Origin of the sequence: Vibrio sp. Y10_XG_PY6 (genome assembly GCF_024181795.1) — a bacterium.
In the GTDB taxonomy this organism is placed as follows: domain Bacteria; phylum Pseudomonadota; class Gammaproteobacteria; order Enterobacterales; family Vibrionaceae; genus Vibrio; species Vibrio diabolicus.
In genome coordinates, this window is the sequence record NZ_JAMZAQ010000009.1 from 1 (window position 1) to 23651 (window position 23651).

A 23651-nucleotide genomic window follows, 5' to 3' on the forward strand; every position below is an offset into this window, starting at 1 on the left:
GCGAGAGGCCCGAAGGTCCCCCTCTTTGGCCCGTAGGCATCATGCGGTATTAGCCATCGTTTCCAATGGTTATCCCCCACATCAGGGCAATTTCCTAGGCATTACTCACCCGTCCGCCGCTAGACGCCGTTATCGTTCCCCGAAGGTTCAGATAACTCGTTTCCGCTCGACTTGCATGTGTTAGGCCTGCCGCCAGCGTTCAATCTGAGCCATGATCAAACTCTTCAATTTAAGATTTTGTCGGCTCAATGAATACTGAACATTACATAAAGTAATGTTTGAATTGACTGTGCTGAATCCGAAGATTCAATGGTCACTTCGTTTCATTGAAACCTAATTTGAAACCGAAGTTTCTAATTGGATTATCATCAACGAGTGCCCACACAGATTGATAGGTTTATATTGTTAAAGAGCAACTCTTCTTTGTGATTAACATCACTTCTGAAGAGGCGGCCATTCTAGCGATATAATTTGTTGTGTCAAACACTTTTTCAAATTATTTCGTTTTTCTTTTCAGCCTTGCCGACTTTGCTTAAACCCTTGTGAGCCCTTGCCCTGTCGACGAGGAGGCATTATAGAGATCGCGCTCACATTGGCAAGCGTTATTTTTCAAAAATTGCAAAAATAATGGTTAAGCGATGAGTTTTCGATCAAAGCTTTATTTATTCAACTTTACCCCAAGAACTCGCACAACTTATCCACAGAGTTATTCTATAAAGCGTGTTTTTCAGGTGCTATAAATAAAGAAAGCTGCTTTATTGCAGCTTTCTTTATTTACTCTAAACTCGATTTAAAGGTCATTATGGTTATATGCCGGACCCATCTTGTTCTGAACCATCATCTTCATGTAGACCACACTCTCGTTTTAAACCAAAGAATCGAGTTTCTTCCTCAGACATTCCCGGCTCCCATTTACGAGTGGTATGAGTATCACCAACTGAAAGGTAACCTTCATCCCACAATGGGTGGTATTTAAGGCCGTGTTGTTCTAAGTAGTAATGGACGTCTTTATTAGTCCAGTCAATTACTGGCAAAAACTTAAACACACCGTTCTGAATTGATAGTATCGGTAAACCTGCTCGTGATTTACTTTGCTCTCGACGTAGTCCAGAGAACCACGTTCCAACATTAAGCTCTTTTAGCGCTCGACGCATCGGCTCAACTTTATTGAGCTTGTTGTATTTTTCAATTCCCTCTACACCCTGCTCCCATAACTTTCCATATCGAGCTTCTTGCCAATTCGCACTTTCTTTGGCTCGATAAACTTTTAAATTTAGGTTGAGAGCATCTGTCAGCTCATCAATGAATTGATAGGTTTCAGCAAACAGGTATCCTGTATCGGTTAGAATGACGGGGATATCCGCTTTGACTTGAGTAACTAAATGAAGCATAACCGCGGCTTGAATACCAAAACTAGAAGAAACCGCAAACTCGCCCTCTAGATTCTCTAAAGCCCACTTTACTCTATCTTGTGCCGAAAGCTTTTCGAGCTCGACATTAATTTGAGCAAGACGGAGGATTTGCTCCGTCTTTGTTAATGTCAATAACTCTGTAAGCTCAAGCCTGGATGCTACAGAATCAAGCATGAAAGTCCCTCTTTGATACGAGCACTTCTTGGATTATACCAGCACGAATTGTGAAATCGCCGAAGGCTTCGCCTTCTTCACGCTCTTTCGACCATCGAGCCACCAGCAGATCAATCTCTTCTAAGATTTGCTTATCCGTGATGTTCTCTTTGTACATTTTTGGTACTCGAGTACCAGCACGGTTACCACCTAAATGTAGGTTGTAACGACCTGGCGCTTTACCCACTAAACCAATTTCAGCCAACATGGCGCGACCACAACCGTTTGGACACCCAGTTACACGCAAAATGATGTTGTCATTTTCTGGTAGGTTGTGCTTTTCCAAAATCCCCTCCACATCAGTAACAAACTGAGGAAGGAAACGCTCTGCCTCTGCCATCGCTAGCGGACACGTTGGAAAGGCAACACACGCCATTGAGTTTTTGCGCTGCTCACTGATATTGTCATCCATCAAGCCATGTTCACGAGCGATCTTTTCAATCTTCGCTTTTTCGCTTTTAGGTACCCCCGCAACAATTAAGTTCTGGTTGGCAGTCATACGGAAATCGCCTTTATGGATTTTGGCAATTTCAGCAACACCCGTTTTAAGTGGTTTACCTGGGAAGTCCAGCAGACGACCATTTTCGATGAAAAGTGCTAAGTGATGTTTACCATCAATTCCTTCTACCCAACCAATACGGTCACCACGCTCAGTAAACTCGTACGGGCGGCTTGCTTCAAACTGAATGCCTGCTCGCTTTTCGACTTCGGCTTTAAAGACATCAGTACCTACACGGTCAAGTGTGTATTTGGTTTTGGCATTCTTACGGTTTGAGCGATTACCCCAATCACGCTGAGTGGTAACCACCGCCGCTGCAACATCAAGCGTTTTCTCTAATGGGATGAAACCTAAGTCGTCAGCGCGGCGCGGATAAGTTGACGTATCACCATGTGTCATCGCTAGACCGCCGCCAACTAGGACGTTAAAACCAACCAACTTGCCGTTATCCGCAATTGCTACGAAGTTAAGATCATTGGCATGCACGTCTACGTCATTTTGCGGTGGGATCACCACCGTCGTTTTAAACTTACGCGGTAAATAGTTTTTACCCAGAATAGGCTCATCTTCTTCAGTGCTTTCTACTTTCTCACCGTCCAGCCAAATCTCAGCGTAAGCACGTGTTTTTGGAAGCAGGTGTTCACTGATCTTCTTCGCCCATTCATAAGCTTCTTGATGAAGTTCTGATTCGACCGGGTTAGTGGTACACAACACGTTACGGTTTACATCACCCGCGGTTGCAATCGAATCAATGCCAATACTGTTGAGCGTTTGATGCATCAACTTAATATTCGGTTTTAATACCCCATGAAACTGGAACGTTTGGCGAGTCGTCAGACGAATACTTCCATATAAAGAGTGCTCCGTTGCGAACTTGTCGATCGCTAACCATTGCGTTGGCGTGATGATGCCTCCAGGCATACGAGCACGAAGCATCACATTATGTAATGGTTCCAGTTTTTGCTTTGTGCGTTCATTACGGATATCACGGTCGTCTTGTTGATACATACCGTGGAAACGAATTAACTGGAAGTTATCGGCAGTAAAGCCACCAGTAATACGGTCCTGTAAATCTTGCTCAATGGTGCCACGTAATAAGTTACTTTCTCGCTTCAGGCGCTCGTTATCAGATAGCGGCCCTAACTCTTCACCTAATACAACCTGCTTATTATTGTCCGTAGAAAAAGTCATTAGTACACATCCCTCTGATAACGTTTCGCTTTACGTAGGTCATTAATAAATTGTTCCGCATCGTCACGCGGCATCTTGCCTTCTTGTTCAGCAACGATAACCAGTGCGTCGTGCACATCTTTTGCCATACGAGTTGCATCACCGCAGACATAGATATAAGCGCCTTCTTGGATCCACTGCCACACTTGAGCTGCGTTTTCTAAGATGCGATGTTGTACGTAAACTTTTTCTACTTGGTCACGACTAAAAGCAACATCCAATCGGCTTAGTACTCCTGACTTGAGGTACTTTTGCCATTCAACTTGGTATAAGAAGTCTTGAGTGAAAGTACGATCACCAAAGAACAACCAGTTTTTGCCTTCAGCATCGCGGTTTTCACGCTCCTGAATAAAGCTACGGAATGGTGCGATCCCTGTGCCTGGACCAACCATGATAATTGGAGTGCTATCATCTTCCGGCAGTTTAAAGTTGTTGTTATGCTCAACAAATACTTTAACTTCATCTCCCTCTTCGAGACGCTGTGCTAAGAAGCTCGACGCACCACCATATCGTTTTTCGTCGTTTTGTTCGTACTCAACCAAAGCAACCGTTAGGTGTACTTCTTCATCGACCTCTTCTTGGCTTGATGCAATAGAGTAAAGGCGAGGAGTAAGACGACGAAGCAAACTAATCAACTCATCTGCGGTTAACTTGGTTTTCTTCTCTGCCAATACATCAACAATTTGAGTATTTGCAGAGTACTCGCGAAGTTTATCTTTATCGTCAACCAGCTTTTGTAGCTTCTTGCTACCGGATAACTCGGCAAACTTTGTAATGAGCTGAGGGTTAGATGTTGTGATTTCATATTTACTCACGAGAGCACTATGGATTGACAAGCTTTCGCCATCAACATCAACGGTTTCAACCCCAGACAAACCGACCTTACCAAGAATGGCATTAGCAAGTTCTGAACTATTTTCAAACCACACACCTAGCGCATCACCAGGCTGATACGTTAACCCCGAACCTTCCAAGTCAATTTCTATATGACGAACATCCTTTCCAGAATCACGACCCGTGATTTTTTGACTGGTCAGTAACGTCGCTGTGTATGGGTTTTGTTTATTGTAAGGAGAGTGCGCAGTCGCCGCCTGACCCACAGGAAGCTGAACCACATCCGCTTCAGTGCCAGAAGAAAGCGTATCTTTTACCTTACCTAACGCATTCTTACGCCATTCAGCTGCTGGTGCTTCATAATCCACATCGCAATCAAGACGATCGATAAATGGGGTCGCGCCTAACTTTGATAGGTAAGCGTCGAAGTCTTTACCGGTTTGGCAGAAGAATTCGTAGCTCGAGTCACCCAGAGCAATAACGCCATATTGAAGGTTTGACAGCTTAGGAGCTTTCTTAGATTGCAAAAACTCGTGTAGCTCTATAGCGTTATCTGGTGCTTCGCCTTCGCCGTTCGTCGATGCCACAATAATGACATGTGTTTCTTTGGCTAAGTTTTTACCTTTGTAATCACTTGCATCAAAAAGTTCGACAGCAATTCCTTCTGCTTTTGCTTCCTGTTCTAGAGCTTCAGCAACGCCTTTAGCGTTGCCAGTTTGGGAAGCAAAAATAATACTCAACTTACCTGCTGGCTTCGCTGATACGGCTGCCGTCGCTTGTGCAATTGGCGTTACCGCTGTATTTGGTTGATTTTGAGCTAATCCCCAAAAATACCCACTGACCCAAGCAAGTTGCTGTGAAGACAACTCAGAGACAGTTTGTTGGAGTGAGCTAATTTGTTGGTCATTCAGAGGGCTTGCGATTGGAGGAGTTCCTCCTTGCCCATTATTATCTTCAGACACATTCTTGTGAGAATACTCATTCTTTTGAAAAGACATTATCACGACATCCCTATTCATTGCGTGACGATAGAGTACCCACTCTCCTTAATAACAAGAAAGAATAGAAGTGAATGTTTTATAACTTTTTGGAAGTAAGAACGGCTTACTTTTTGCTCATCGATCTTCAATGCGGACTTGTTGAAAGCCTACTGCCATTGCCGATTTTGACGCTGCATCCAAATCTTCATAAAGACATTCTTCACCATGACTGTCCGTCAGAAAAACAAAACCACCGCGCGCATGTCTGAACTCCACAACCCAGCCACCCTCTTGGATTGCAGGTTCAATAATCGCTTCGACAAGCTGGTTTTCACGGAATAGATGTCTTAGTTCGTTTATTGTCATCGCTATCCCTGCTTTAATTTTCACATTGCTCCTAGGTAAGCATGGTCTAAGTCAGCAAAATAGGCAGAAAATTCGATTGGATATAATGAAGTGATATAAAAAAACGCCGCTTATAAAGCGACGTTTTAAAAAATCGAGTATCTAATCTGGCTGCATTTAGAATGCGTATTCTGCACTCACAAAAAAGCCGTTAGCAAAAATAAACTCTTTCCCTAGATCCGACATGAATTTCTCGGACTCCAAATCAATCACGCGGTAACCACCACGAAAAGCCAGTTGAGCTTTTTCGAGCGGTACATGGTATTGAACACCGGCCATGAAATCGGTACTTTTGATACCTTTGTTGTCACCAAAGTTTATCTCACCAATCACATCAAAATTTGTGTCCGGAACTTGAATCTCTGCGTAACCGTACCAAGCCCAAATCAGCTCATCAAACTCTTCTATACGCTTGTTTGAGCCAGCATCAATGTATTTAGTGTCACTTAAATTACTGAATGTAACACCCGCATCAAAATGCAATAAATCATGCTCCAGAACTTGGTAGTACATGGTGAAATCGAGCTTATCGAACCCCATATAATCAGCATCAATGCTCGAGTAACGAAAACGCGCATTAGGAACGTATTTCACATCATGCTCAATCGCCGCGTAAAATGCGCCTGTTGTGCTGCTATCTCGTCTTACTTCATTTACTTTAGTGTCAGCAGCCCAGATCTCTGCGCCGACTTTCGTCAATACAGAATATTCTGCAAAAACAGGAAAAGATACTGCCAACGATAATGCTGTTAAAGCGATGGTCGCTTTATTTGTCATGTAGTGTGTACTCCGAGATAGCTGATGTTCACGTTGAAGACGTGAGAGGAAATATACCATACTCTCACGTCTCTCTATCAACTAAATCATGTCACTCATTATTTATAGCGGGGCTGGGCAACGTAATTCTTGAAGAACCAAACACCCAATGCAATCACGATTAACCATGGCAATAGTTTGAGTACCGCTCCGACCATTCCCAGTAAAAACATCACAACTAACGCGATACCGGTTGCTGCGAATACGGTCATCATTGTGATACCGGTAACCAATAGGGTCGCCGCAAAGACTAAAATAAAGATTAGCTCCAACATAATCACTTCTCCATTTGTTTTTAATAAACAGAGCAGTTTCCATACCAACTTACCAAGATGACGATAACACAATGATTTTTATTCAAAAATAAAGCCAGAGGCATTTCTGCACTCTGGCTTTATCATTCTTTAGTTGGCAATTTTAGCCAACCACTGGTGAATTTTACACATTCAATTCTTTTGGAATCTTCGCTAACGCGTCTTGCAGCACTTCTAAACCAGAACCCGGCTTGTGCGCATTTTCACTGATATGACGACGCCATTGACGAGCACCTGGCATGCTTTGGAATAAACCTAACATATGACGGGTAATATGACCAAGGTACGCACCTTTCGCTAATTGCGCTTCAATGTATGGATACATCTCTTCAACAACTTCGCTGCGTTTCTTCACTGGAGCATTAGAGCCAAACAACTCTTGGTCTACCGATGCCAGTAAATATGGGCTTTGGTATGCTTCACGACCAATCATCACACCGTCAAGATGCTGAAGATGTGCTTTTGCTTCTTCTAATGATTTCACGCCACCGTTAATCGCAATCGTTAGGTGTGAGAAGTCTTGCTTCAATTGGTAAGCGCGTGGGTAATCCAATGGTGGGATCTCACGGTTTTCTTTCGGACTAAGACCACTTAACCAAGCTTTACGCGCGTGGATAGTGAACTGCTCACAGCCCCCCTTTTCTGAGACAATAGAAACAAAATCCGTTAGGAACTCGTAAGAATCTTGATCATCAATACCAATACGAGTCTTGACTGTCACAGGAATATCAACCACATCCTTCATTGCAGCGACACAATCCGCAACCAACTGTGGTTCCGCCATTAGGCAAGCACCAAAGCGACCGTTTTGTACACGGTCAGACGGGCAACCCACATTGAGGTTAACCTCATCGTAGCCACGCTCTTGAGCCAGTTTAGCGCACTTTGCCAAATCTTCTGGGTTTGAACCACCCAACTGAAGGGCCAACGGATGCTCTTCTTCGTTGTAAGCGAGGAAATCTCCTTTTCCATGAATGATCGCACCTGTCGTCACCATTTCAGTGTACAGCAGGGTTTCTTTGGTCATTAAGCGATGGAAGTAGCGACAATGACGATCGGTCCAGTCGAGCATTGGTGCTACGGAGAGCCTGCAAGAATGAGTCATGATATAAACACCCGTTTTTATGTTGCCAAGGTCGAGCGCAGCAGTACGCTCAAAAAATAAGTCGGGTATTGTATACCCAAGCACCTCTAGGTGCTAGTTTCAGCGAGAATGATTTGGTTGGCTGGCTAGCCAAATGCTTAGGAATACGCAGCAGTATTACGAATCTGTCACTCGTTGATTCATTCTGTGATGACTATTCCGACTTCACACCACCACCGACTTGCTTTAATTCATGATTTTCGTTCTGATAGTGGGTAAAATGAAGCATTTCTAAACGAACTTCGTATAGAAATGATTTATCATAGAGCACGTCCGATAGTTATGGTGAAAGGTTTGAACCCAACAATCATTGAACAAATTGAAAGTATCTGCGCAGAGCGTGGAGTACGATTGACTCCGCAACGCCGACGCGTATTTGAACTCATTTGTTCTAATCGCCGCGCCTCAAGTGCGTATGAGCTATTGGAGCAACTAAAAGAGAGTGAGCCTCAGGCTAAGCCTCCCACTGTTTATCGAGCATTAGATTTTCTCCTAGAGCAAGGCTTCATCCACCGAGTGGAATCGACAAATAGCTTTATTACTTGTTGTTCTTTCAATACTCAGCAGCACTTTTTCCAATTACTAATTTGCGATAAATGTGGTGATGTCGTTGAACTCGAAGATGAGACGCTGATATCCTTGTTAGCCGAAAACGCCGAGAAGCATGGATTCAAACTGACCAACCAAGTTATTGAAACTCATGGTGAATGCCAGGCCTGTTCCTCCGAGACGAAAGAAAAAGTATAGAAGAACGTTATGCGCGCTGAATTTGTAAACCCGTTTTTAGCTTCTTTAATGAACGTGCTAAAAACCATGGCTTCTCTTGAGCTGAAGCCACAAAAACCGCGAATCAAAAAAGATGAGATCGCACGAGGTGACGTTTCTGGTCTGATTGGCATGGTAGGTCCACAAACTCGTGGTTCAATGTCGATTACCTTTGATGAAGCGCTAGCTCTAGAAATCATGCAGAACATGCTTGGTGAGCGTCCAAATGGACTCAATGAAGAGGTCACCGATATGGTGGGTGAGATCACCAACATGGTTACTGGTGGTGCGAAACGCATTCTGGCGGAAAGTGGTTTTGATTTTGATATGGCAACACCCGTAGTGGTTTCTGGCCGAGGCCATACGATTCGCCACAAGTGTGAGGGCTCAATCATCATCATGCCTTTCTCTTCCCAATGGGGAAATGCCTTTATCGAAATTTGCTTCGAATAAAAGAGAAAAAAATAGGTTGGCACTGGCCAACCTATTTTTTTTGCCTCAGGCAATAAAAAAGGTCAGCATTTGCTGACCTTTTCTTTATCTATTCAAACCAAACATTAAGCTTTGAACGCTTTAAATGCGTTGATTAGACCATTTGTTGAGCTGTCATGCGAGCTGATTTGAGACTCGTCTGCAAGCTCAGGTAGGATTTGGTTAGCCAGTTGTTTACCTAGCTCCACGCCCCATTGGTCAAAGCTGAAGATGTTCCAGATAACACCTTGTACGAAGATTTTGTGTTCGTACATTGCGATCAAGTTACCTAGCGTACGAGGCGTGATTTGCTTCACTAGGATAGAGTTTGTTGGACGGTTACCTTCAAACACTTTGAATGGCGCAATCGCTGCCACTTCTTCAGCGTTCTTACCTGCTTTCACCAACTCTTCTTTCACGGTTTCTTCACTCTTACCAAACGCTAGTGCTTCAGTTTGCGCAAAGAAGTTGGACATCAGTTTTTGGTGATGATCGCTAGCTGGGTTGTGGCTGATTGCAGGTGCAATGAAGTCACACGGGATCAGCTTAGTGCCTTGGTGAATCAGTTGGTAGAACGCGTGCTGACCGTTGGTACCTGGTTCACCCCAAATAATAGGGCCCGTTTGGTAAGTCACAGCATTGCCTTCACGGTCAACGTATTTACCGTTTGATTCCATGTTACCTTGCTGGAAGTACGCCGCGAAACGGTGCATGTACTGATCGTAAGGTAAGATAGCTTCTGATTCCGCACCGTGGAAGTTGTTGTACCAAATACCGATAAGCGCAAGGATCACAGGGATGTTGCTTTCTAGGTCTGTTGATACGAAGTGCTTGTCCATCTCGTGAGCACCTTCAAGCAGCTCAACGAAGTTGTCGTAACCTACCGCTAATGCGATTGATAAACCGATTGCAGACCATAGTGAGTAACGGCCACCAACCCAGTCCCAGAATTCGAACATGTTCGCTGTATCGATACCGAATTCAGACACGGCTGTCGCATTCGTTGAAAGTGCAGCAAAGTGCTTAGCCACGTGAGCTTGATTGCCCGCTGACTCTAAGAACCAATCACGTGCGGTGTGCGCGTTAGTCATGGTTTCTTGCGTTGTGAACGTCTTAGACGCGATCAAGAATAACGTCGTTTCTGGGTTAACTTTCTTCAACGTTTCAACGATGTGAGTACCATCAACGTTAGATACGAAGTGAAGATTTAGATGATTTTTGTACGGTGCTAGTGCTTCCGTCACCATGTAAGGGCCAAGGTCAGAACCACCGATACCGATGTTCACGATATCTGTAATTGCTTTACCAGTGTAACCTTTCCACTCACCGCCAATAACGCGGTCAGTGAATGATTTCATTTTTTCTAGAACCGCGTTCACTGCTGGCATTACGTCTTCGCCGTCTACCATTACTGGAGTGTTCGTGCGGTTACGTAGTGCAGTGTGAAGAACAGCGCGACCTTCTGTTTGGTTGATCGCTTCGCCACTGAACATCGCTTCAATTGCAGATTTCAGCTCAGTCTCGTTCGCAAGAGCGAACAGGTGCTTCAGAGTTTCCTCATTGATGAGGTTCTTTGAGTAATCGACTAGGATGTCTGAGCCGAAACGTGCAGAGTATTTGTCGAAACGCGCTGCGTCTTGAGCAAATAACTCTTTAAGATCCATATCTTGTGCAGATTCGAAATGCGCCGTTAGCGCTTTCCAAGCTTGTGTTTGCGTTGGATTGATATTTTTCAACATGGTCTTTATCCCGATGTTACAGTAGGTTCCATTCCTTACAGTCTAGCGAAAACTGTGGAATCCCCGATTTAGCAAATAGAATATTAATTAGATGTTTGGGCGAATTGCCACAAAACAAGTCTTTGTAATTTTTTTTCAGGTGCCGATTATGACTGAGAGTATTTACACTCACATTGAGTTAGGTCACGTTCCCTGCCCTGAAAATGAACAATTCATTTACGATGACAAGAATCATATCACTTACTAATGACAGGCTCTAATTGGAATAGGATAGACGCCAATTTATAAATTTCCAAAGGAACACGTATGTGGGCACAAAAAACACTGCAATTAAAAGCGAGAAGCCGCGGTTTTCACCTAATAACTGATGAAATTGAACAACAATTACCACAAATAAACGAGCTTTCAGTAGGTTTATTACACCTATTTATTCAGCATACCTCCGCCAGTTTGACCTTAAATGAGAATGCTGATCCAACCGTGCGTATGGACATGGAAGCGCATTTCAACAAGTTTGTACCAGAGCGTGCTCCTTATTATCAGCACACCTATGAAGGTGATGACGACATGCCAGCACACATTAAAGCATCCCTACTTGGCAGTAGTGTGACGATACCAATCCAAAATGGTCGATTAGCTTTAGGAACATGGCAGGGCATTTACTTGGGTGAGCACCGAGACTTTGGCGGCGGCCGCCGCGTTATTGCTACGATTAACGGTGAGTAGATAAAACAAAGGCTAACCTTAGGTTAGCCTTTCGCTGTTTATTTTGAGTACTCCATCTCGACGCGAGGCGTTAGCTTAGTCACGAGTTCATACGCAATGGTACCAATGTGACCCGCCACTTCTTCTACTGGGAGCTCTTTCCCCCAAAGAATCGCTTCGTCGCTGACTTTATCCGTTGCATCTGGTCCCAAATCGACCGTCAGCATATCCATAGAGACTCGACCTGCGATAGGTACTTTACGACCATTTACCCACACCGGCGTGCCGTTCGGGGCACTTCTTGGGTAACCGTCGCCATACCCTACTGCGATGACACCGACTTTTGTATCTCGCTCACTGGTCCACATACCGCCGTAGCCAACACTTTCGCCCTTCTTAACTTCACGTACCGCAATAAGATGGGATTTAAGTGTCATCACGGGTTGATACCCCAGATCTTGTGCGGTCTTGTCATCAAATGGCGATACACCATACATGATGATGCCCGGACGAACCCAATCCAAATGGCTTTGAGGCCATGCCAACAACCCCGCAGATGCCGCGAGTGAACGCTCCCCCTGACAACCAGAGGTCAACGACTTAAACAGCTCAATCTGTTGGGGCGTGATATGGCTATCCAGCTCATCTGCACAGCCAAAGTGACTCATGTAACGTAACGGCTTGGCTACGTTTGGACACTCTTTCAACCGCGTGACAAACTCATCATATTGCTCAGGGCGAACGCCAAGACGGTGCATCCCACTGTCAATCTTAAGCCACACGACAACCGGAGTTTCAAGGTCAGCTTGCTCCAAAGCGATAAGCTGCTCTTCACAATGCACCACCGTTTGGATGTTGTTCGTCACAAGAACAGGTAAGTCACCTGGGGAGTAAAAACCTTCTAGCAATAGAATTGGCTTTACTACTCCACAAGCGCGCAGTTGCAATGCTTCTTCAATGCGAGCCACACCAAACGCATCCGCATGGTTAGCATGTTTTGCGACATGACGTAATCCGTGACCATAACCATTGGCCTTCACTACAGCCATCACTTTACTTTGGGGCGCTTGCGCTTTCACGCGCTGTAAGTTGTGCTGCAACGCAGACAAATCAATGCACGCCTTGGCCGCTTTCATATAGCTCATGGGGTTACTCATCATCAATATCGAATGCAGGACCCGCGTAGTTGTCAAAGCGCGAGTGTTGACCTTGGAAGGTGAGACGCACAGAGCCGATAGGACCGTTACGTTGCTTACCAATGATGATTTCTGCCGTGCCTTTGTATGGGCTATCTGGGTGATACACCTCGTCACGGTAGATGAACATGATCAAGTCGGCATCCTGCTCGATAGAGCCCGACTCACGCAAGTCCGAGTTTACTGGGCGTTTATCTGAACGTTGCTCTAGGGAACGGTTAAGCTGAGACAGCGCCACGACGGGCACATTCAGCTCTTTTGCCAACGCTTTCAGAGAGCGTGAAATCTCCGCAATTTCCAGCGTACGGTTATCAGAGAGTGCAGGCACGCGCATAAGCTGAAGGTAGTCGACCATGATCATCGACAGACCGCCATGTTCACGTGCGATACGGCGAGCGCGTGAACGCACTTCGGTCGGAGTTAGACCGGAGCTGTCATCGATGTACATGTTTTTCTTCTGCATCAAGATACCCATAGTAGAAGAAATACGCGCCCAGTCTTCGTCATCCAACTGACCCGTACGGATCTTGGTTTGGTCAACGCGAGACAAAGAGGCCAACATACGCATCATCAACTGCTCGGCCGGCATCTCTAGCGAGAAAATAAGCACAGGTTTCTCTTGTTGCATGGCCGCATTTTCACACAAGTTCATCGCAAAAGTCGTTTTACCCATCGATGGACGCGCCGCGACAATCACCAAATCAGAACCTTGCAAACCTGCGGTTTTCTTATTGAGGTCAGTGAAACCTGTGTCGACACCCGTTACACCATCTTGCGGTGTTTTATATAACAACTCGATACGTTCTAACGTCTTTTCGAGGATGTTATCAACATTTTGTGGCCCTTCGTTTTCACTGGTTCGTGACTCAGCGATGGCGAAAACTTTACTCTCCGCCATATCAATCAGATCTTCCGAACTTCGACCTTGAGGATCGTAACCCGCATCCGCAATCTCATTCGCGACACCGATCAAACCACGGACGATCGCACGTTCGGCAACAATATCAGCGTACGCATTAATGTTAGCGGCGCTTGGCGTGTTTTTCGCCAAATCTGCAAGGTAAGCAAAACCGCCCACATCTTCTAATTGCTCGTGACGCTCCAGGTATTCCGATAAAGTAATAAGATCGAGAGGCTTGCCCGCTTCAAGAATGGTTTTTACACCTTCAAAAATTAGGCGATGCGGACGACTATAGAAATCACTGCTTACAACACGTTCGGCAACGGTGTCCCAACGTTCATTGTCCAGTAAAAGACCACCAATTACTGATTGCTCGGCTTCTAGTGAGTGAGGTGGCACTTTGATTGCGTCGACCTGACTGTCTGAAGGTTTGCGATTTCTGTTTTCCGCCATGACTTTGCTCGATAACTACTATTGACCCACGATTATAACCTTAACCTAACTGAGATGCTTCCCCGAAGAGACAATTACTTGTTAAGAAATCAACATGCGAACCGCACAAGTAATAGCCTGGTTCTTCCGCCCAGCTCTAATAAAAATTAACCTACCATTGACCCAACAAAATATCTGTATCAGTATCATGCCCCTCCTTTTTAATTACGTTCGAGGTTGATGTGTCCCGATACTGGTTACTTAGCTTTAGCTTACTATGCGCTAGTGCATCGTATGCTGACGAATCAGTACAGCCAGAGCAAAATATTGATGTGCCCGACCCATTAAAAACCGAGGTGGAGTTCGGCTATCAAGCTCACACAGGTAACACGGACTCTCGTTCCCTGAATGCTCGTTTGAGTGCTGAATATACGTCAGGTCGACACCGTTCTAATGGTGAATGGAAGTACTACAACTTGTACAAAGACGGTGAAGAAGACAAACGCTCATCCACCTACGCCCTACAGAGTGACTACAAGTTAGGTCCTAAAACGTATTTGTATGGCAGCTTTAAAGGGGTGGATTCTCGTTACAGTGCCTATTTTAAAGACTACACCTTATCAGGTGGTTTGGGTTACCAGTTTTCCTACACTGAAAACTTCATTTTAGAGGTAGAAGTTGGTCCTGGTTTTCGTTATCAAGAACCAAATTTAGATGAGATAGATGATGACGACATTGTCTTTCCCGATATCGTTCGAGAAGGCATTTTTCGAGGGAATATCAATACGACTTGGCACGCACTAGATAATTTGAGTTTCGCGGCTGATATTACGTTGGTAACAGGTAAAAGTAACACTCGGGCCGATAGTGAACTCAGCGTGACCAATGATATTACTGAAGATATTGCACTGAAACTGGCACACTCTCGTCAGTATCACGATAAAGTGCCTGAAGGCTTAAGCAAAGCGGATAGCGTATTTTCCGTTAATTTACTCTTCGCTTTTTAACCCGTTTTGTCTCCCAGTTTTAGAAATAAAAAAAGCACCTCCGAAGAGGTGCTTTTTAGTATTTCGTCTTGATACTGAATTACTCAGCAGCAACAACTTGTAGGTTCACAGTTGCGAAAACTTCAGAGTGAAGTTGAACGCTGATCTCGAACTCACCAGTTGTACGTAGAGCACCTTCAGGAAGGCGAACTTCGCTCTTAGCAACTTCAACGCCTGCAGCTGTGATAGCGTCAGCGATGTCACGAGTACCGATAGAACCGAATAGTTTGCCTTCGTCACCAGCTTTAGAAGCGATTACTACAGCTTCTAGAGCGTTAACTTTCTCTGCGCGAGCTTCTGCAGCAGCTAGTTGCTCAGCAACTTTAGCTTCTAGTTCAGCACGACGAGCTTCAAACATTTCAACGTTAGCTTTAGTTGCCATAACTGCTTTACCTTGTGGGATAAGGAAGTTACGAGCGTAGCCAGATTTAACGTTTGCAGTATCGCCAAGACCACCTAGGTTACCAATTTTATCAAGTAGAATAACTTGCATTGCTTAATCCTCTTTCTTAATAAAATGAACCGATTACTGATGCTTGTCAGTGTACGGTAGTAGAGCTAGGTAGCGTGAACGCTTGATAGCACGTGCTAGTTGACGCTGGTACTTAGCGCTTGTACCAGTGATACGGCTAGGTACGATTTTACCAGCTTCAGTGATGTAGTTTTTAAGAGTTGCTACGTCTTTGTAATCAATCTCTTGTACGCCTTCTGCAGTGAAACGGCAGAATTTACGACGACGGAAGAAACGAGCCATGGGCTATCTCCTGATCTTAAATTTGAGTAATGTTGTCGGCGTGTAACACTAATTTTCCCACGCCATTTCGGCCGGTTTGATAAGTGACAAAACCACTTACCTTAATGTTACTGCCTTGAACTAAATTCTGAGTTAGTGCTTGTGACCCAAGCCCGCTGACGACTACCGGCATACGACAATAAACTTGTCGAGGTAAGTCAGCTTCGATAATAGTAGAGCGATGCTCCAGCCAAAACCGACAGTGTTCAATGCCACCAGGGCTTTTACTACGAATGGGCGGTTTGGCAATGGTGCCGCTCAGCTCCATTCGATTGGCCATAAGAAAACTTACTCAGCAGCTTCTGACTTAGCTTCAGGCTTAGCTTCAGAACGCTCTTCACGACGTGGAGCACGCTCTTCTTTTTGCTTAAGCATGATAGATTGCTCAGTGATCGCTGCTTTAGTACGCATGATCATGTTACGTAGAACTGCATCGTTGAAACGGAAAGCAGTTTCTAGCTCATCAATTACAGCTTGGTCAGCTTCAACGTTCATAAGAACGTAGTGAGCTTTGTGAAGCTTGTTGATTGGGTAAGCCAGTTGACGACGGCCCCAGTCTTCTAGACGGTGGATTTTACCGCCAGCTTCAGTGATTGAACCAGTGTAACGCTCGATCATGCCAGCAACTTGCTCGCTTTGATCTGGGTGCACCATGAATACGATTTCGTAATGACGCATTGGTTGCTCCTTACGGATTATTCAGCTTCCACAAATGGCTCAGTCGTCCAGAGGAAGCAAGGAACTAAAGATAATTGACTGAGTTTAAGGAGCACGAATAGTACAGAAAGGGCGCAAAATAGGCAAGTGATTATTTGCTCAACGCAGGGGATATTTTATTTCATCCAACGCTAGAAATAACAAAGGCTGCCAATAAAGTGACAGCCTTTAAAATCAGGGCATTATCGCGCGTATATCAGGACTTATTTCACTTCAGCCAGTTCCGTGCGCATTTGGTCGATCACTTGTTTGTAATCTGGCTGACCGAAAATCGCCGAGCCTGCAACAAACATGTCTGCGCCCGCTTCTGCGATTTCACGAATGTTGTCAACCTTCACACCGCCATCAATTTCTAAACGGATATCGCGACCAGACTCATCGATCATCTTACGAACTGCACGCAGTTTATCTAGTGTGTGAGGAATGAATGATTGACCACCAAAGCCAGGATTAACCGACATCAGTAGAATCATGTCGACTTTGTCCATGATGAACTCAAGGCTCGCAAGTGGCGTTGCTGGGTTTAGTACCACACCAGCCTGACAGCCGTGCTCTTTAATTAACTGCAGTGTACGGTCTACATGATCAGAAGCTTCCACATGGAATGTAATCATCGACGCACCCGCTTTTGCGAAATCAGGAATAATACGGTCAACCGGTTTCACCATTAGGTGAACATCGATTGGCGCTGTGATGCCGTAATCGCGTAGTGCTTTACATATAGGCGCACCAAAAGTCAGGTTTGGTACATAGTGGTTATCCATAACGTCGAAATGCACCACATCCGCACCCGCTGCGAGTACTTTCTCGACATCTTCACCGAGACGAGCAAAATCTGCCGATAAAATGGATGGAGCAATAAGAAAATCTTTCATACCTGACCTCAGTAGTAATGAGCAAACAATCTGCGCGCAATTCTACCGAAGCTAGTGGGGAGATCCACTATTTAGATTTAATAGTGTGAGAACTAAGAGCTTGGTTGATCCATCTCAGGGGCATGAAAAAGCGCAAGCAGCTCATCGACTTTATTACGACCACTGCCATTGCGGCTAATGGTGCGCTTCACTTTTACTACATTGAGATCCGCACCGTGATACAACCGACGCGTCAGCGTAGTGTCGTGGTTAGAAATCAAAACCGGAATACCACGCTCAGTCGCCGTTCTTTCAGCAATGTCGGCTAATGCAGCCTGGTCATCCAACGTGAAACCATTACCTGCGTATGAGGTGAAATTTGCCGTGTTTGAAAGCGGTGCATAAGGAGGATCGCAATACACCACACTCCCCTTACGTGCTCGGCGAAAAGTTTCTGGATAACCTTCACAAACGAACGTGGCTTTCTTGGCTTTTTCGGCAAAAAACTCCAATTCCGCCTCTGGGAAGTAAGGCTTTTTATATGAACCGAACGGAACGTTAAAACCGCCTTTTTTGTTGTAACGGCATAAACCATTAAAACCAAAGCGGTTCATGTACAAAAACGCCAAAGAGCGGTACATCACGTCATCGGTTTTATTAAACTCAGCGCGAATGTGTAAGTAGGCTTCTTTACGGTTATTCTCGGCAACAAACCAACGCTTCGCTTCAGAGATGTACTCTTCCGGGCGCTCTTTTAGTAGGTTGTACAGATTGATCAGATCTGGGTTGATATCTGCCAGTAGGTAATGGTCATAGTCGGTATTCAGAAACACTGAGCCCGCGCCAACAAAAGGTTCAACTAGCTTTCGAGCCGGCGGTAAATGACGTTGGATGTCTTCAACCAGTCCGTATTTTCCTCCTGCCCATTTAAGAAAGGCTCGTTGCTTTTTCATCTACTGCTCTATCTATCGACCAAAAATTAAGGCTGCGGAATGTAACATATTTTTCAGCGAAGCTCAGGTTTATTTCACTCGATCAATTTCGCGATGAACCTGACGGAGTGATTTTGCCCAAGGACTCACCGACTTAACCGAATCAGGCAAGCTTGCAACGGCATCGCGAGCCATTTGAATTGTCGGATAATCTTGGTATGTGATGATATACCACTCGGTGTCATTGCGAACGGTAGGATAAATTCGTACTTGATTATTCAGCTGATGCTCATCGAGGAAGGCTTGTACATCGTCCATTGACGTCATAGCAGCAAGCTGCAGTGTATAGGCTCTTGGTGATAGTGCTTTTAATTCTTCGCGAGCAAATGAAAACTTAACCACAGACTGCTTCGCACCGTCTTCTTCTGGCTGAGCAGAAGTTTGCGTCATACCTTGATTTGGTTTTACGACTTTTATTAAGGGTGAGCTGGTTTCATCAGTGGCGTCTTGCTTCTCAACGCCCACGACATCATCAATCGCTTTTGTGTCTGCTGAATCAGCTTTACCTTCAAGCAATGCATCGACCACATTCGACTCAATCACCACTCTCTGTTGATTGTCATCACTGCCAACGCTCGCCACTTCTTCCGTTACTGCTGGCGGTAATGAATCAGAATCATCAATCGCGCCAGAGCCATCAAGGCCACTGCTAGTGTCATCAGTCACAGATTGTAGTGAAGACTGCGCAGCACTGATTCCTGACTCTTCAAAAGTTGGAATAGCCGTTTGCTCTAAACTACCAGCAATTTGCTGCGCTTTATCATCAGGGCTTGGTTGATTATACATCCACCAATAGCCACCAGCAGCAAGCAACAGTAATGCTAATACCACTAACGCAATATTCAGCGGTGAACCGACAATCGAGCGGATAATGATCCTTTTTTCCACTTTCATCTCTCCTAACGCCATGATGTCACCCGGTACTGGGTCAACTTTTTTAAATGCATCTCGAACCCGCTTCTCCGCCTCATCATCAACATAGCGCGCAACAAGTGATTCAAAGAAACGACGGGCTTCCACTTCGGACAACATATCAATATCAAGCTCAACAGGCTTTATCTCTTGTCCGTAACTGAGACGTGACAGCAATCCTTCTAAGCGCCCAGACTGCGTAAATAATAAGACATTGATGGTCCAATTCGGCTTATGATGCGCCTCTAAAACCAGCATCCAAAGCTCAGAAACGAGCGTCTCACTTAATAAATGCGCATCATCAACCACAATCGCGATATCACAAGGCTCATCACCCAATAGTCTTTCGAGGCTATCAAGTAAAGGCTCTTGCTGATTAAACAATGCGTCCGAAACCAGTTGACTCAAAATAAGGATGCGGCGCTGCACATCATCTTGATTAGAATGACAAAGTAACAAACATTGATTCTTGTTACTGGCACCCACTTCAAGGTATCGCTGCGCTAACCAAGATTTTCCATAACCATCATGACCATTAATCGCAATGAAATTGGAACCAAAATTAGTCAGCAATCCTAACCTATCAAGCAACTCGATTTGAGAATCTAATTCCAGAACGTGAGCAACACTCATCTAATAACCTTAATACACTACAAGAATGACGCCCAAAGGCGCCATTACAAGGTTAAATATCGCGACCGAAGTCTATCGCCTGTTTGAGTACGTCTTGTGTCGTATCAGCAATGACCTCGGCACTACCAATGCCTGTAGGTAGAACTAATCTTAATTGACCAGAGAGGACTTTTTTATCTCGCATCATATGTTTGAGGAAGTCATCGAAGCTCATACTTTCTGGAGTATGAACAGGCAGTTTGGCACGACGCAAAATCGCAACAATACGCTCAAATTGCTCTGCTGAGATAAGACCGCGCAGATGCGAAGTTTTGGCCGCCATAACCGTGCCAGCAGAAACCGCTTCACCATGCAGCCAATTGCCGTAGCCAAGCTCAGCTTCAATCGCATGACCAAAGGTGTGACCTAAGTTGAGCAGAGCGCGGATGCCCGATTCTTTCTCATCCTGAGCCACCACTTCCGCTTTTATTTCACAGCAACGTGCAATGGCATAAGTTAGCGCTTCTTCATCCAACGCGTACAAGCGTTCAAGGTTTTCTTCCAACCATACAAAAAAGTCTACATCGTAAATGATGCCGTACTTAATGACTTCTGCGATACCTGCTGCGAATTCACGCCCAGGCAACGTCGATAAACAGTTGGTATCGATGATCACGGCTTTAGGTTGGTAAAACGCACCTATCATGTTCTTACCCAACGGATGGTTAACCGCGGTTTTTCCACCCACCGAAGAGTCCACTTGAGATAGTAATGTCGTTGGTATTTGAATAAAGTCGACCCCACGCTGGTAACAGGCAGAAGCAAAACCCACAAGGTCGCCAATAACGCCACCACCTAACGCGATGATCACAACATCACGAGCGTAATTCCCCTCGAGGAGGAAGTTCATCACTTGGTTAAACACATCCAAGTTTTTGTACTGTTCGCCGTCAGGCAATTCTAACAAGGATGCACTACAACCGAGCTGCTCGAGTTGCTTTAAAATTTTGTCTGCATACAAAGGCGCCACTGTGACATTACTGATCACAACAACTTTTTGTTTTGCATTTTTGTTTGAGAGAACTTGAGAGAGGTACGCCGGGTCCTCAAATAACCCGGCGCCAATAGAGATTGGGTAGCTACGCTCAGCTAGGTTGACCGTAATCCGTTCCATCGGTTTGCTCCAATTAAAAAAAAGATAAAAACTTATCTCTCTTCTAGCATTTTTACGATCTGGTTGGCTACCACTTTTGCACTCTGATCGTCAGTGCGAACAGTGTAATCCGCTACTTCTTCATACAGAGGATTACGTTCTTCAGCTAATTGCTCCAATACTTCGCGAGGGTTGTCCGTTTGAAGTAGAGGACGCTTCTTGTCACGGTTTGTGCGCGCAAGTTGCTTTTCAATCGTCGTTTCTAAGTAAACAACAACACCACGTGCCGAAAGACGATTACGGTTTTCTTTGCTCTTAACAGAGCCACCGCCAGTCGCAAGCACGATGCCTTGCTCTTGTGTTAGGTCTTCAAGTACCGCTTCTTCACGCTTGCGGAAGCCTTCTTCACCTTCTACATCAAAAACCCAAGAGATGTCTGCACCAGTGCGTTCTTCGATCACTGTATCGGAGTCAACAAACTCCATATGCAGTTGCTGTGCTAGATGTCTACCAATTGTACTTTTGCCGGCGCCCATTGGGCCAACAAGGAAAATATTACGTTTCTCAGCCATGTTTAGCAGTAATTTACAACATTGATTCAATAAGATCGCCACAAGAAAACACAGCTAAATCGCTGTTCTACAAGGCTTGTGGCACCAGTTCCTCACAGATAATTCGTGATAAGACCCGAAATTATCCAAGCATGGTGCCACTATTGCAACTTTATTTTTGATTTAATCAGTTTTTCACGAGGTAGAACTACTGAATCACCACCTTAGGGGTGACGAAAATTAACAGCTCACTTTTGCCAACATTTTCATAACTTCGACGGAAAAGCGCACCTAATAGTGGCAGATCGCCTAACAAAGGCACTTTGTCCACCGAGTTAGTAATGCTGTGCTGGAAAATACCACCAAGAACGACGGTTTCACCGTTATTTACTAACACTTGCGTCCCGATACGCTGAGTATCAATCGCAACGGCTTCACCAGTGCCTGTTTTCACGACTTGTCCAGGTCTATCTTGCGTAACGCTTAAGTCCAACACAAGACGGTTATCCGGTGTAATTTGTGGCGTAACCTTCAAACTCAATACTGCTTTTTTGAACGTTACCGTCGTAGCACCACTTGATGAGGACTCTAGATAAGGTATCTCGGTACCTTGCTCAATATAGGCAGGCTTCTTATTAGTAGTGATCAAACGTGGGCTTGAGATAATCTCAGCTTTGGACTCTTGTTGCAGCGCAGAAAGCTCGAGGTCTAACAAGGTGTCTGAGCCTAATTTTGCAACCTGAAAAGCAATGCTAGTCGCGTTTGGACTGGTTGCAGCTAAGTTTACGTTTAGGAAGTCATCGATACCTACTCCATCACCGTCACCACCGTCTTCTCCTTCACCACCACCGTTATATAAACCGATCGTGGCAAGGTTGTTTTCGATAGAACCACCAACCGTGTTATTGCCATTAATAGAGGTAAAGCCCCAGCGAATTCCCAACTCGTCCATGTTGCCTTCATTGATGGTCACAATACGCGCTTCAATTTGAACCTGCTTCACCGGGATATCCAAAGATTCAATAATTTCTCGAATCACTTCAATGTTTTCAGGTAGCTCACGAATCAATAACGAGTTAGTCCGCTCATCAATGGTCATACTGCCTCGCTCAGACAACATACTGATGTTCCCTTCTCCGTTGATCATCTCTGCAATATCTGATGCTTTAGCGAAGTTTACCTTGATGATTTCAGACGAAAGCTCTCCCATCGTTTGTTCTAGCTGCTGCTTTTCGAGTTGCTGTTTTTCGCGCAGATCAAGCTCATCTGTTGGAGCAACCAGAATCACGTTGCCATCAACACGCTTATCTAACCCCTTAACTTGCAAAATAATATCCAACACTTGCTGCCACGGAACACCATCAAGACGAAGTGTGAGGTTACCTTCTACAGAGTCTGAGACAACCAAGTTGAACTGGTTGTAGTCAGCAATCAGCTGTAACACGTTACGTACAGGAATATCTTGGAAGTTAATCGAAATGAGCTTGCCTTCTTTTTCTAGAATGCTTTTATCCGGGGCTTTCTCATTGGGTTTGATCTTAGCCACTTTGATTTCCAAGAATCGCCCCGTTAAACGGTAATCATGCGTATATTCTTCATTAATGTGCGCAACCAAGCGCGTAGTTGAGGTATCGCGAAACACCTCTACGCTTTCAACCACAGTCGAGAAATCTTTTACGTCTAGGAGATACAGTTGCTCGTCTTTTACCGAAGTATTAAGCAAATCGATACTTAACCCTTCCTGTACGCGTTTGACATCGACAATCGCGGCAGGTGACGCCAGTTCAACGACTATAACGGCGTCTTTATCTTTATTAGTGCGAAAGTCGATACTCTTTAAGGCATTAGACGATACTTCTTCTGCTGCCACTAAAGGGGCTAAAAATACAAACAACCATAAGGAGAAGAGCCCAGTTAGTATCCTTGTTGTACGTGTTAATCCTTGTCTCATTTTCATTACTCAAT

General features: G+C 44.9%; 24 protein-coding genes and 1 rRNA gene. 4 read left to right on the forward strand and 21 right to left on the reverse strand.

The window, feature by feature from the left end; genetic code table 11:
• The 8 genes from NL644_RS22370 to dusA form a co-directional block, all read right to left on the reverse strand.
• Window positions 1-231 (reverse strand): 16S ribosomal RNA (locus NL644_RS22370); the annotation flags it as partial.
• A 575-nt stretch (window positions 232-806) separates the two neighbouring features.
• Window positions 807-1586 (reverse strand): phosphoadenylyl-sulfate reductase, encoded by a 780-nt coding sequence (locus NL644_RS22375; protein ID WP_006743230.1) that lies wholly within the window; start codon window positions 1584-1586, stop codon window positions 807-809.
• Complete coding sequence (gene cysI, locus NL644_RS22380) at window positions 1579-3315, reverse strand: assimilatory sulfite reductase (NADPH) hemoprotein subunit (RefSeq protein WP_109170352.1); 1737 nt, start codon at window positions 3313-3315, stop codon at window positions 1579-1581. The genes NL644_RS22375 and cysI overlap by 8 nt, the downstream gene beginning before the upstream one ends.
• Complete coding sequence (locus NL644_RS22385) at window positions 3315-5186, reverse strand: assimilatory sulfite reductase (NADPH) flavoprotein subunit (protein WP_048626709.1); 1872 nt, start codon at window positions 5184-5186, stop codon at window positions 3315-3317. Before NL644_RS22385 ends, cysI begins: the two co-directional genes overlap by 1 nt.
• Window positions 5187-5303: 117 nt before the next feature.
• Window positions 5304-5534 carry a hypothetical protein gene (locus NL644_RS22390; RefSeq protein WP_005455817.1) on the reverse strand — a complete coding sequence of 77 codons (231 nt, stop codon included), beginning with the start codon at window positions 5532-5534 and terminating at the stop codon, window positions 5304-5306.
• A gap of 156 nt (window positions 5535-5690) precedes the next feature.
• Complete coding sequence (locus NL644_RS22395) at window positions 5691-6350, reverse strand: TIGR04219 family outer membrane beta-barrel protein (RefSeq protein ID WP_114324105.1); 660 nt, start codon at window positions 6348-6350, stop codon at window positions 5691-5693.
• 98 nt (window positions 6351-6448) lie between these two features.
• Window positions 6449-6664 carry an envelope stress response protein PspG gene (gene pspG / locus NL644_RS22400; RefSeq protein WP_005398086.1) on the reverse strand — a complete coding sequence of 72 codons (216 nt, stop codon included), beginning with the start codon at window positions 6662-6664 and terminating at the stop codon, window positions 6449-6451.
• A gap of 163 nt (window positions 6665-6827) precedes the next feature.
• Entirely contained in the window at window positions 6828-7808 is a 981-nt protein-coding gene (gene dusA / locus NL644_RS22405) for a tRNA dihydrouridine(20/20a) synthase DusA (protein WP_114324108.1), read from the reverse strand.
• A 321-nt stretch (window positions 7809-8129) separates the two neighbouring features.
• Here dusA and zur point away from each other — a divergent pair, with 321 nt between their 5' ends.
• Both zur and NL644_RS22415 read left to right on the forward strand, forming a co-directional pair.
• A complete protein-coding gene (zur, locus tag NL644_RS22410; protein ID WP_005381268.1) occupies window positions 8130-8594 on the forward strand; it encodes a zinc uptake transcriptional repressor Zur in 465 nt (154 codons plus the stop codon).
• 9 nt (window positions 8595-8603) lie between these two features.
• Complete coding sequence (locus tag NL644_RS22415) at window positions 8604-9065, forward strand: chemotaxis protein CheX (protein WP_005381269.1); 462 nt, start codon at window positions 8604-8606, stop codon at window positions 9063-9065.
• A gap of 104 nt (window positions 9066-9169) precedes the next feature.
• On the opposite strand, the gene pgi is transcribed toward NL644_RS22415, so the two are convergent.
• Window positions 9170-10822, reverse strand: a complete 1653-nt coding sequence (gene pgi, locus NL644_RS22420) for a glucose-6-phosphate isomerase (protein WP_114324104.1) — start codon at window positions 10820-10822, stop codon at window positions 9170-9172.
• A 306-nt stretch (window positions 10823-11128) separates the two neighbouring features.
• On the opposite strand from pgi, the gene NL644_RS22425 reads away from it, so the two are divergent.
• Complete coding sequence (locus NL644_RS22425; protein WP_046874640.1) at window positions 11129-11548, forward strand: secondary thiamine-phosphate synthase enzyme YjbQ; 420 nt, start codon at window positions 11129-11131, stop codon at window positions 11546-11548.
• 38 nt (window positions 11549-11586) lie between these two features.
• Here NL644_RS22425 and alr read toward each other — a convergent pair whose 3' ends face one another.
• Both alr and NL644_RS22435 read right to left on the reverse strand, forming a co-directional pair.
• Window positions 11587-12663: an alanine racemase gene (alr, locus tag NL644_RS22430; protein ID WP_114324107.1), complete on the reverse strand. Its 1077-nt coding sequence runs from the start codon at window positions 12661-12663 to the stop codon at window positions 11587-11589.
• Window positions 12664-12676: 13 nt separating this feature from the next.
• Window positions 12677-14077 (reverse strand): replicative DNA helicase, encoded by a 1401-nt coding sequence (locus tag NL644_RS22435; RefSeq protein WP_005395704.1) that lies wholly within the window; start codon window positions 14075-14077, stop codon window positions 12677-12679.
• Window positions 14078-14298: 221 nt separating this feature from the next.
• Between NL644_RS22435 and NL644_RS22440 the strand changes: the two genes are divergently transcribed.
• The gene (locus NL644_RS22440; RefSeq protein WP_006743223.1) at window positions 14299-15063 is read left to right on the forward strand and encodes a DUF481 domain-containing protein; all 765 of its coding nucleotides are present in this window, start codon (window positions 14299-14301) and stop codon (window positions 15061-15063) included.
• Window positions 15064-15142: 79 nt separating this feature from the next.
• Here the strand turns inward: NL644_RS22440 and rplI are convergent, their stop codons facing one another.
• The 10 genes from rplI to NL644_RS22490 form a co-directional block, all read right to left on the reverse strand.
• Entirely contained in the window at window positions 15143-15595 is a 453-nt protein-coding gene (rplI, locus tag NL644_RS22445) for a 50S ribosomal protein L9 (protein ID WP_005381278.1), read from the reverse strand.
• Window positions 15596-15628: 33 nt separating this feature from the next.
• Window positions 15629-15856 (reverse strand): 30S ribosomal protein S18, encoded by a 228-nt coding sequence (gene rpsR / locus NL644_RS22450; protein WP_000090472.1) that lies wholly within the window; start codon window positions 15854-15856, stop codon window positions 15629-15631.
• Window positions 15857-15872: 16 nt separating this feature from the next.
• Window positions 15873-16175: a primosomal replication protein N gene (priB, locus tag NL644_RS22455; RefSeq protein WP_005381298.1), complete on the reverse strand. Its 303-nt coding sequence runs from the start codon at window positions 16173-16175 to the stop codon at window positions 15873-15875.
• An 8-nt stretch (window positions 16176-16183) separates the two neighbouring features.
• Window positions 16184-16573 (reverse strand): 30S ribosomal protein S6, encoded by a 390-nt coding sequence (rpsF, locus tag NL644_RS22460; protein ID WP_005381299.1) that lies wholly within the window; start codon window positions 16571-16573, stop codon window positions 16184-16186.
• Between the two features lie 242 nt (window positions 16574-16815).
• A complete protein-coding gene (rpe, locus tag NL644_RS22465) occupies window positions 16816-17487 on the reverse strand; it encodes a ribulose-phosphate 3-epimerase (protein WP_114324103.1) in 672 nt (223 codons plus the stop codon).
• A 92-nt stretch (window positions 17488-17579) separates the two neighbouring features.
• Entirely contained in the window at window positions 17580-18419 is an 840-nt protein-coding gene (locus tag NL644_RS22470) for a Dam family site-specific DNA-(adenine-N6)-methyltransferase (RefSeq protein WP_005395710.1), read from the reverse strand.
• Between the two features lie 69 nt (window positions 18420-18488).
• Window positions 18489-20003 (reverse strand): SPOR domain-containing protein, encoded by a 1515-nt coding sequence (locus tag NL644_RS22475; protein ID WP_006743221.1) that lies wholly within the window; start codon window positions 20001-20003, stop codon window positions 18489-18491.
• 52 nt (window positions 20004-20055) lie between these two features.
• Window positions 20056-21156: a 3-dehydroquinate synthase gene (gene aroB, locus NL644_RS22480; RefSeq protein ID WP_253658811.1), complete on the reverse strand. Its 1101-nt coding sequence runs from the start codon at window positions 21154-21156 to the stop codon at window positions 20056-20058.
• Between the two features lie 32 nt (window positions 21157-21188).
• Window positions 21189-21707: a shikimate kinase AroK gene (aroK, locus tag NL644_RS22485; protein ID WP_005381319.1), complete on the reverse strand. Its 519-nt coding sequence runs from the start codon at window positions 21705-21707 to the stop codon at window positions 21189-21191.
• 187 nt (window positions 21708-21894) lie between these two features.
• The gene (locus NL644_RS22490; RefSeq protein WP_080955983.1) at window positions 21895-23637 is read right to left on the reverse strand and encodes a type IV pilus secretin PilQ; all 1743 of its coding nucleotides are present in this window, start codon (window positions 23635-23637) and stop codon (window positions 21895-21897) included.
• Between the last annotated feature and the right edge of the window lie 14 nt (window positions 23638-23651).

What these genes read in the sequence shown, in the direction of transcription:
- NL644_RS22375 (WP_006743230.1), bottom strand. Translation starts at nt 1,586, where the DNA reads ATGCTTGATTCTGTAGCATCCAGGCTTGAGCTTACAGAGTTATTGACA.
- cysI (WP_109170352.1), bottom strand. Translation starts at nt 3,315, where the DNA reads ATGACTTTTTCTACGGACAATAATAAGCAGGTTGTATTAGGTGAAGAG.
- NL644_RS22385 (WP_048626709.1), bottom strand. Translation starts at nt 5,186, where the DNA reads ATGTCTTTTCAAAAGAATGAGTATTCTCACAAGAATGTGTCTGAAGAT.
- NL644_RS22390 (WP_005455817.1), bottom strand. Translation starts at nt 5,534, where the DNA reads ATGACAATAAACGAACTAAGACATCTATTCCGTGAAAACCAGCTTGTC.
- NL644_RS22395 (WP_114324105.1), bottom strand. Translation starts at nt 6,350, where the DNA reads ATGACAAATAAAGCGACCATCGCTTTAACAGCATTATCGTTGGCAGTA.
- pspG (WP_005398086.1), bottom strand. Translation starts at nt 6,664, where the DNA reads ATGTTGGAGCTAATCTTTATTTTAGTCTTTGCGGCGACCCTATTGGTT.
- dusA (WP_114324108.1), bottom strand. Translation starts at nt 7,808, where the DNA reads ATGACTCATTCTTGCAGGCTCTCCGTAGCACCAATGCTCGACTGGACC.
- zur (WP_005381268.1), top strand. Translation starts at nt 8,130, where the DNA reads ATGGTGAAAGGTTTGAACCCAACAATCATTGAACAAATTGAAAGTATC.
- NL644_RS22415 (WP_005381269.1), top strand. Translation starts at nt 8,604, where the DNA reads ATGCGCGCTGAATTTGTAAACCCGTTTTTAGCTTCTTTAATGAACGTG.
- pgi (WP_114324104.1), bottom strand. Translation starts at nt 10,822, where the DNA reads ATGTTGAAAAATATCAATCCAACGCAAACACAAGCTTGGAAAGCGCTA.
- NL644_RS22425 (WP_046874640.1), top strand. Translation starts at nt 11,129, where the DNA reads ATGTGGGCACAAAAAACACTGCAATTAAAAGCGAGAAGCCGCGGTTTT.
- alr (WP_114324107.1), bottom strand. Translation starts at nt 12,663, where the DNA reads ATGAAAGCGGCCAAGGCGTGCATTGATTTGTCTGCGTTGCAGCACAAC.
- NL644_RS22435 (WP_005395704.1), bottom strand. Translation starts at nt 14,077, where the DNA reads ATGGCGGAAAACAGAAATCGCAAACCTTCAGACAGTCAGGTCGACGCA.
- rplI (WP_005381278.1), bottom strand. Translation starts at nt 15,595, where the DNA reads ATGCAAGTTATTCTACTTGATAAAATTGGTAACCTAGGTGGTCTTGGC.
- rpsR (WP_000090472.1), bottom strand. Translation starts at nt 15,856, where the DNA reads ATGGCTCGTTTCTTCCGTCGTCGTAAATTCTGCCGTTTCACTGCAGAA.
- priB (WP_005381298.1), bottom strand. Translation starts at nt 16,175, where the DNA reads ATGGCCAATCGAATGGAGCTGAGCGGCACCATTGCCAAACCGCCCATT.
- rpsF (WP_005381299.1), bottom strand. Translation starts at nt 16,573, where the DNA reads ATGCGTCATTACGAAATCGTATTCATGGTGCACCCAGATCAAAGCGAG.
- rpe (WP_114324103.1), bottom strand. Translation starts at nt 17,487, where the DNA reads ATGAAAGATTTTCTTATTGCTCCATCCATTTTATCGGCAGATTTTGCT.
- NL644_RS22470 (WP_005395710.1), bottom strand. Translation starts at nt 18,419, where the DNA reads ATGAAAAAGCAACGAGCCTTTCTTAAATGGGCAGGAGGAAAATACGGA.
- NL644_RS22475 (WP_006743221.1), bottom strand. Translation starts at nt 20,003, where the DNA reads ATGAGTGTTGCTCACGTTCTGGAATTAGATTCTCAAATCGAGTTGCTT.
- aroB (WP_253658811.1), bottom strand. Translation starts at nt 21,156, where the DNA reads ATGGAACGGATTACGGTCAACCTAGCTGAGCGTAGCTACCCAATCTCT.
- aroK (WP_005381319.1), bottom strand. Translation starts at nt 21,707, where the DNA reads ATGGCTGAGAAACGTAATATTTTCCTTGTTGGCCCAATGGGCGCCGGC.
- NL644_RS22490 (WP_080955983.1), bottom strand. Translation starts at nt 23,637, where the DNA reads ATGAGACAAGGATTAACACGTACAACAAGGATACTAACTGGGCTCTTC.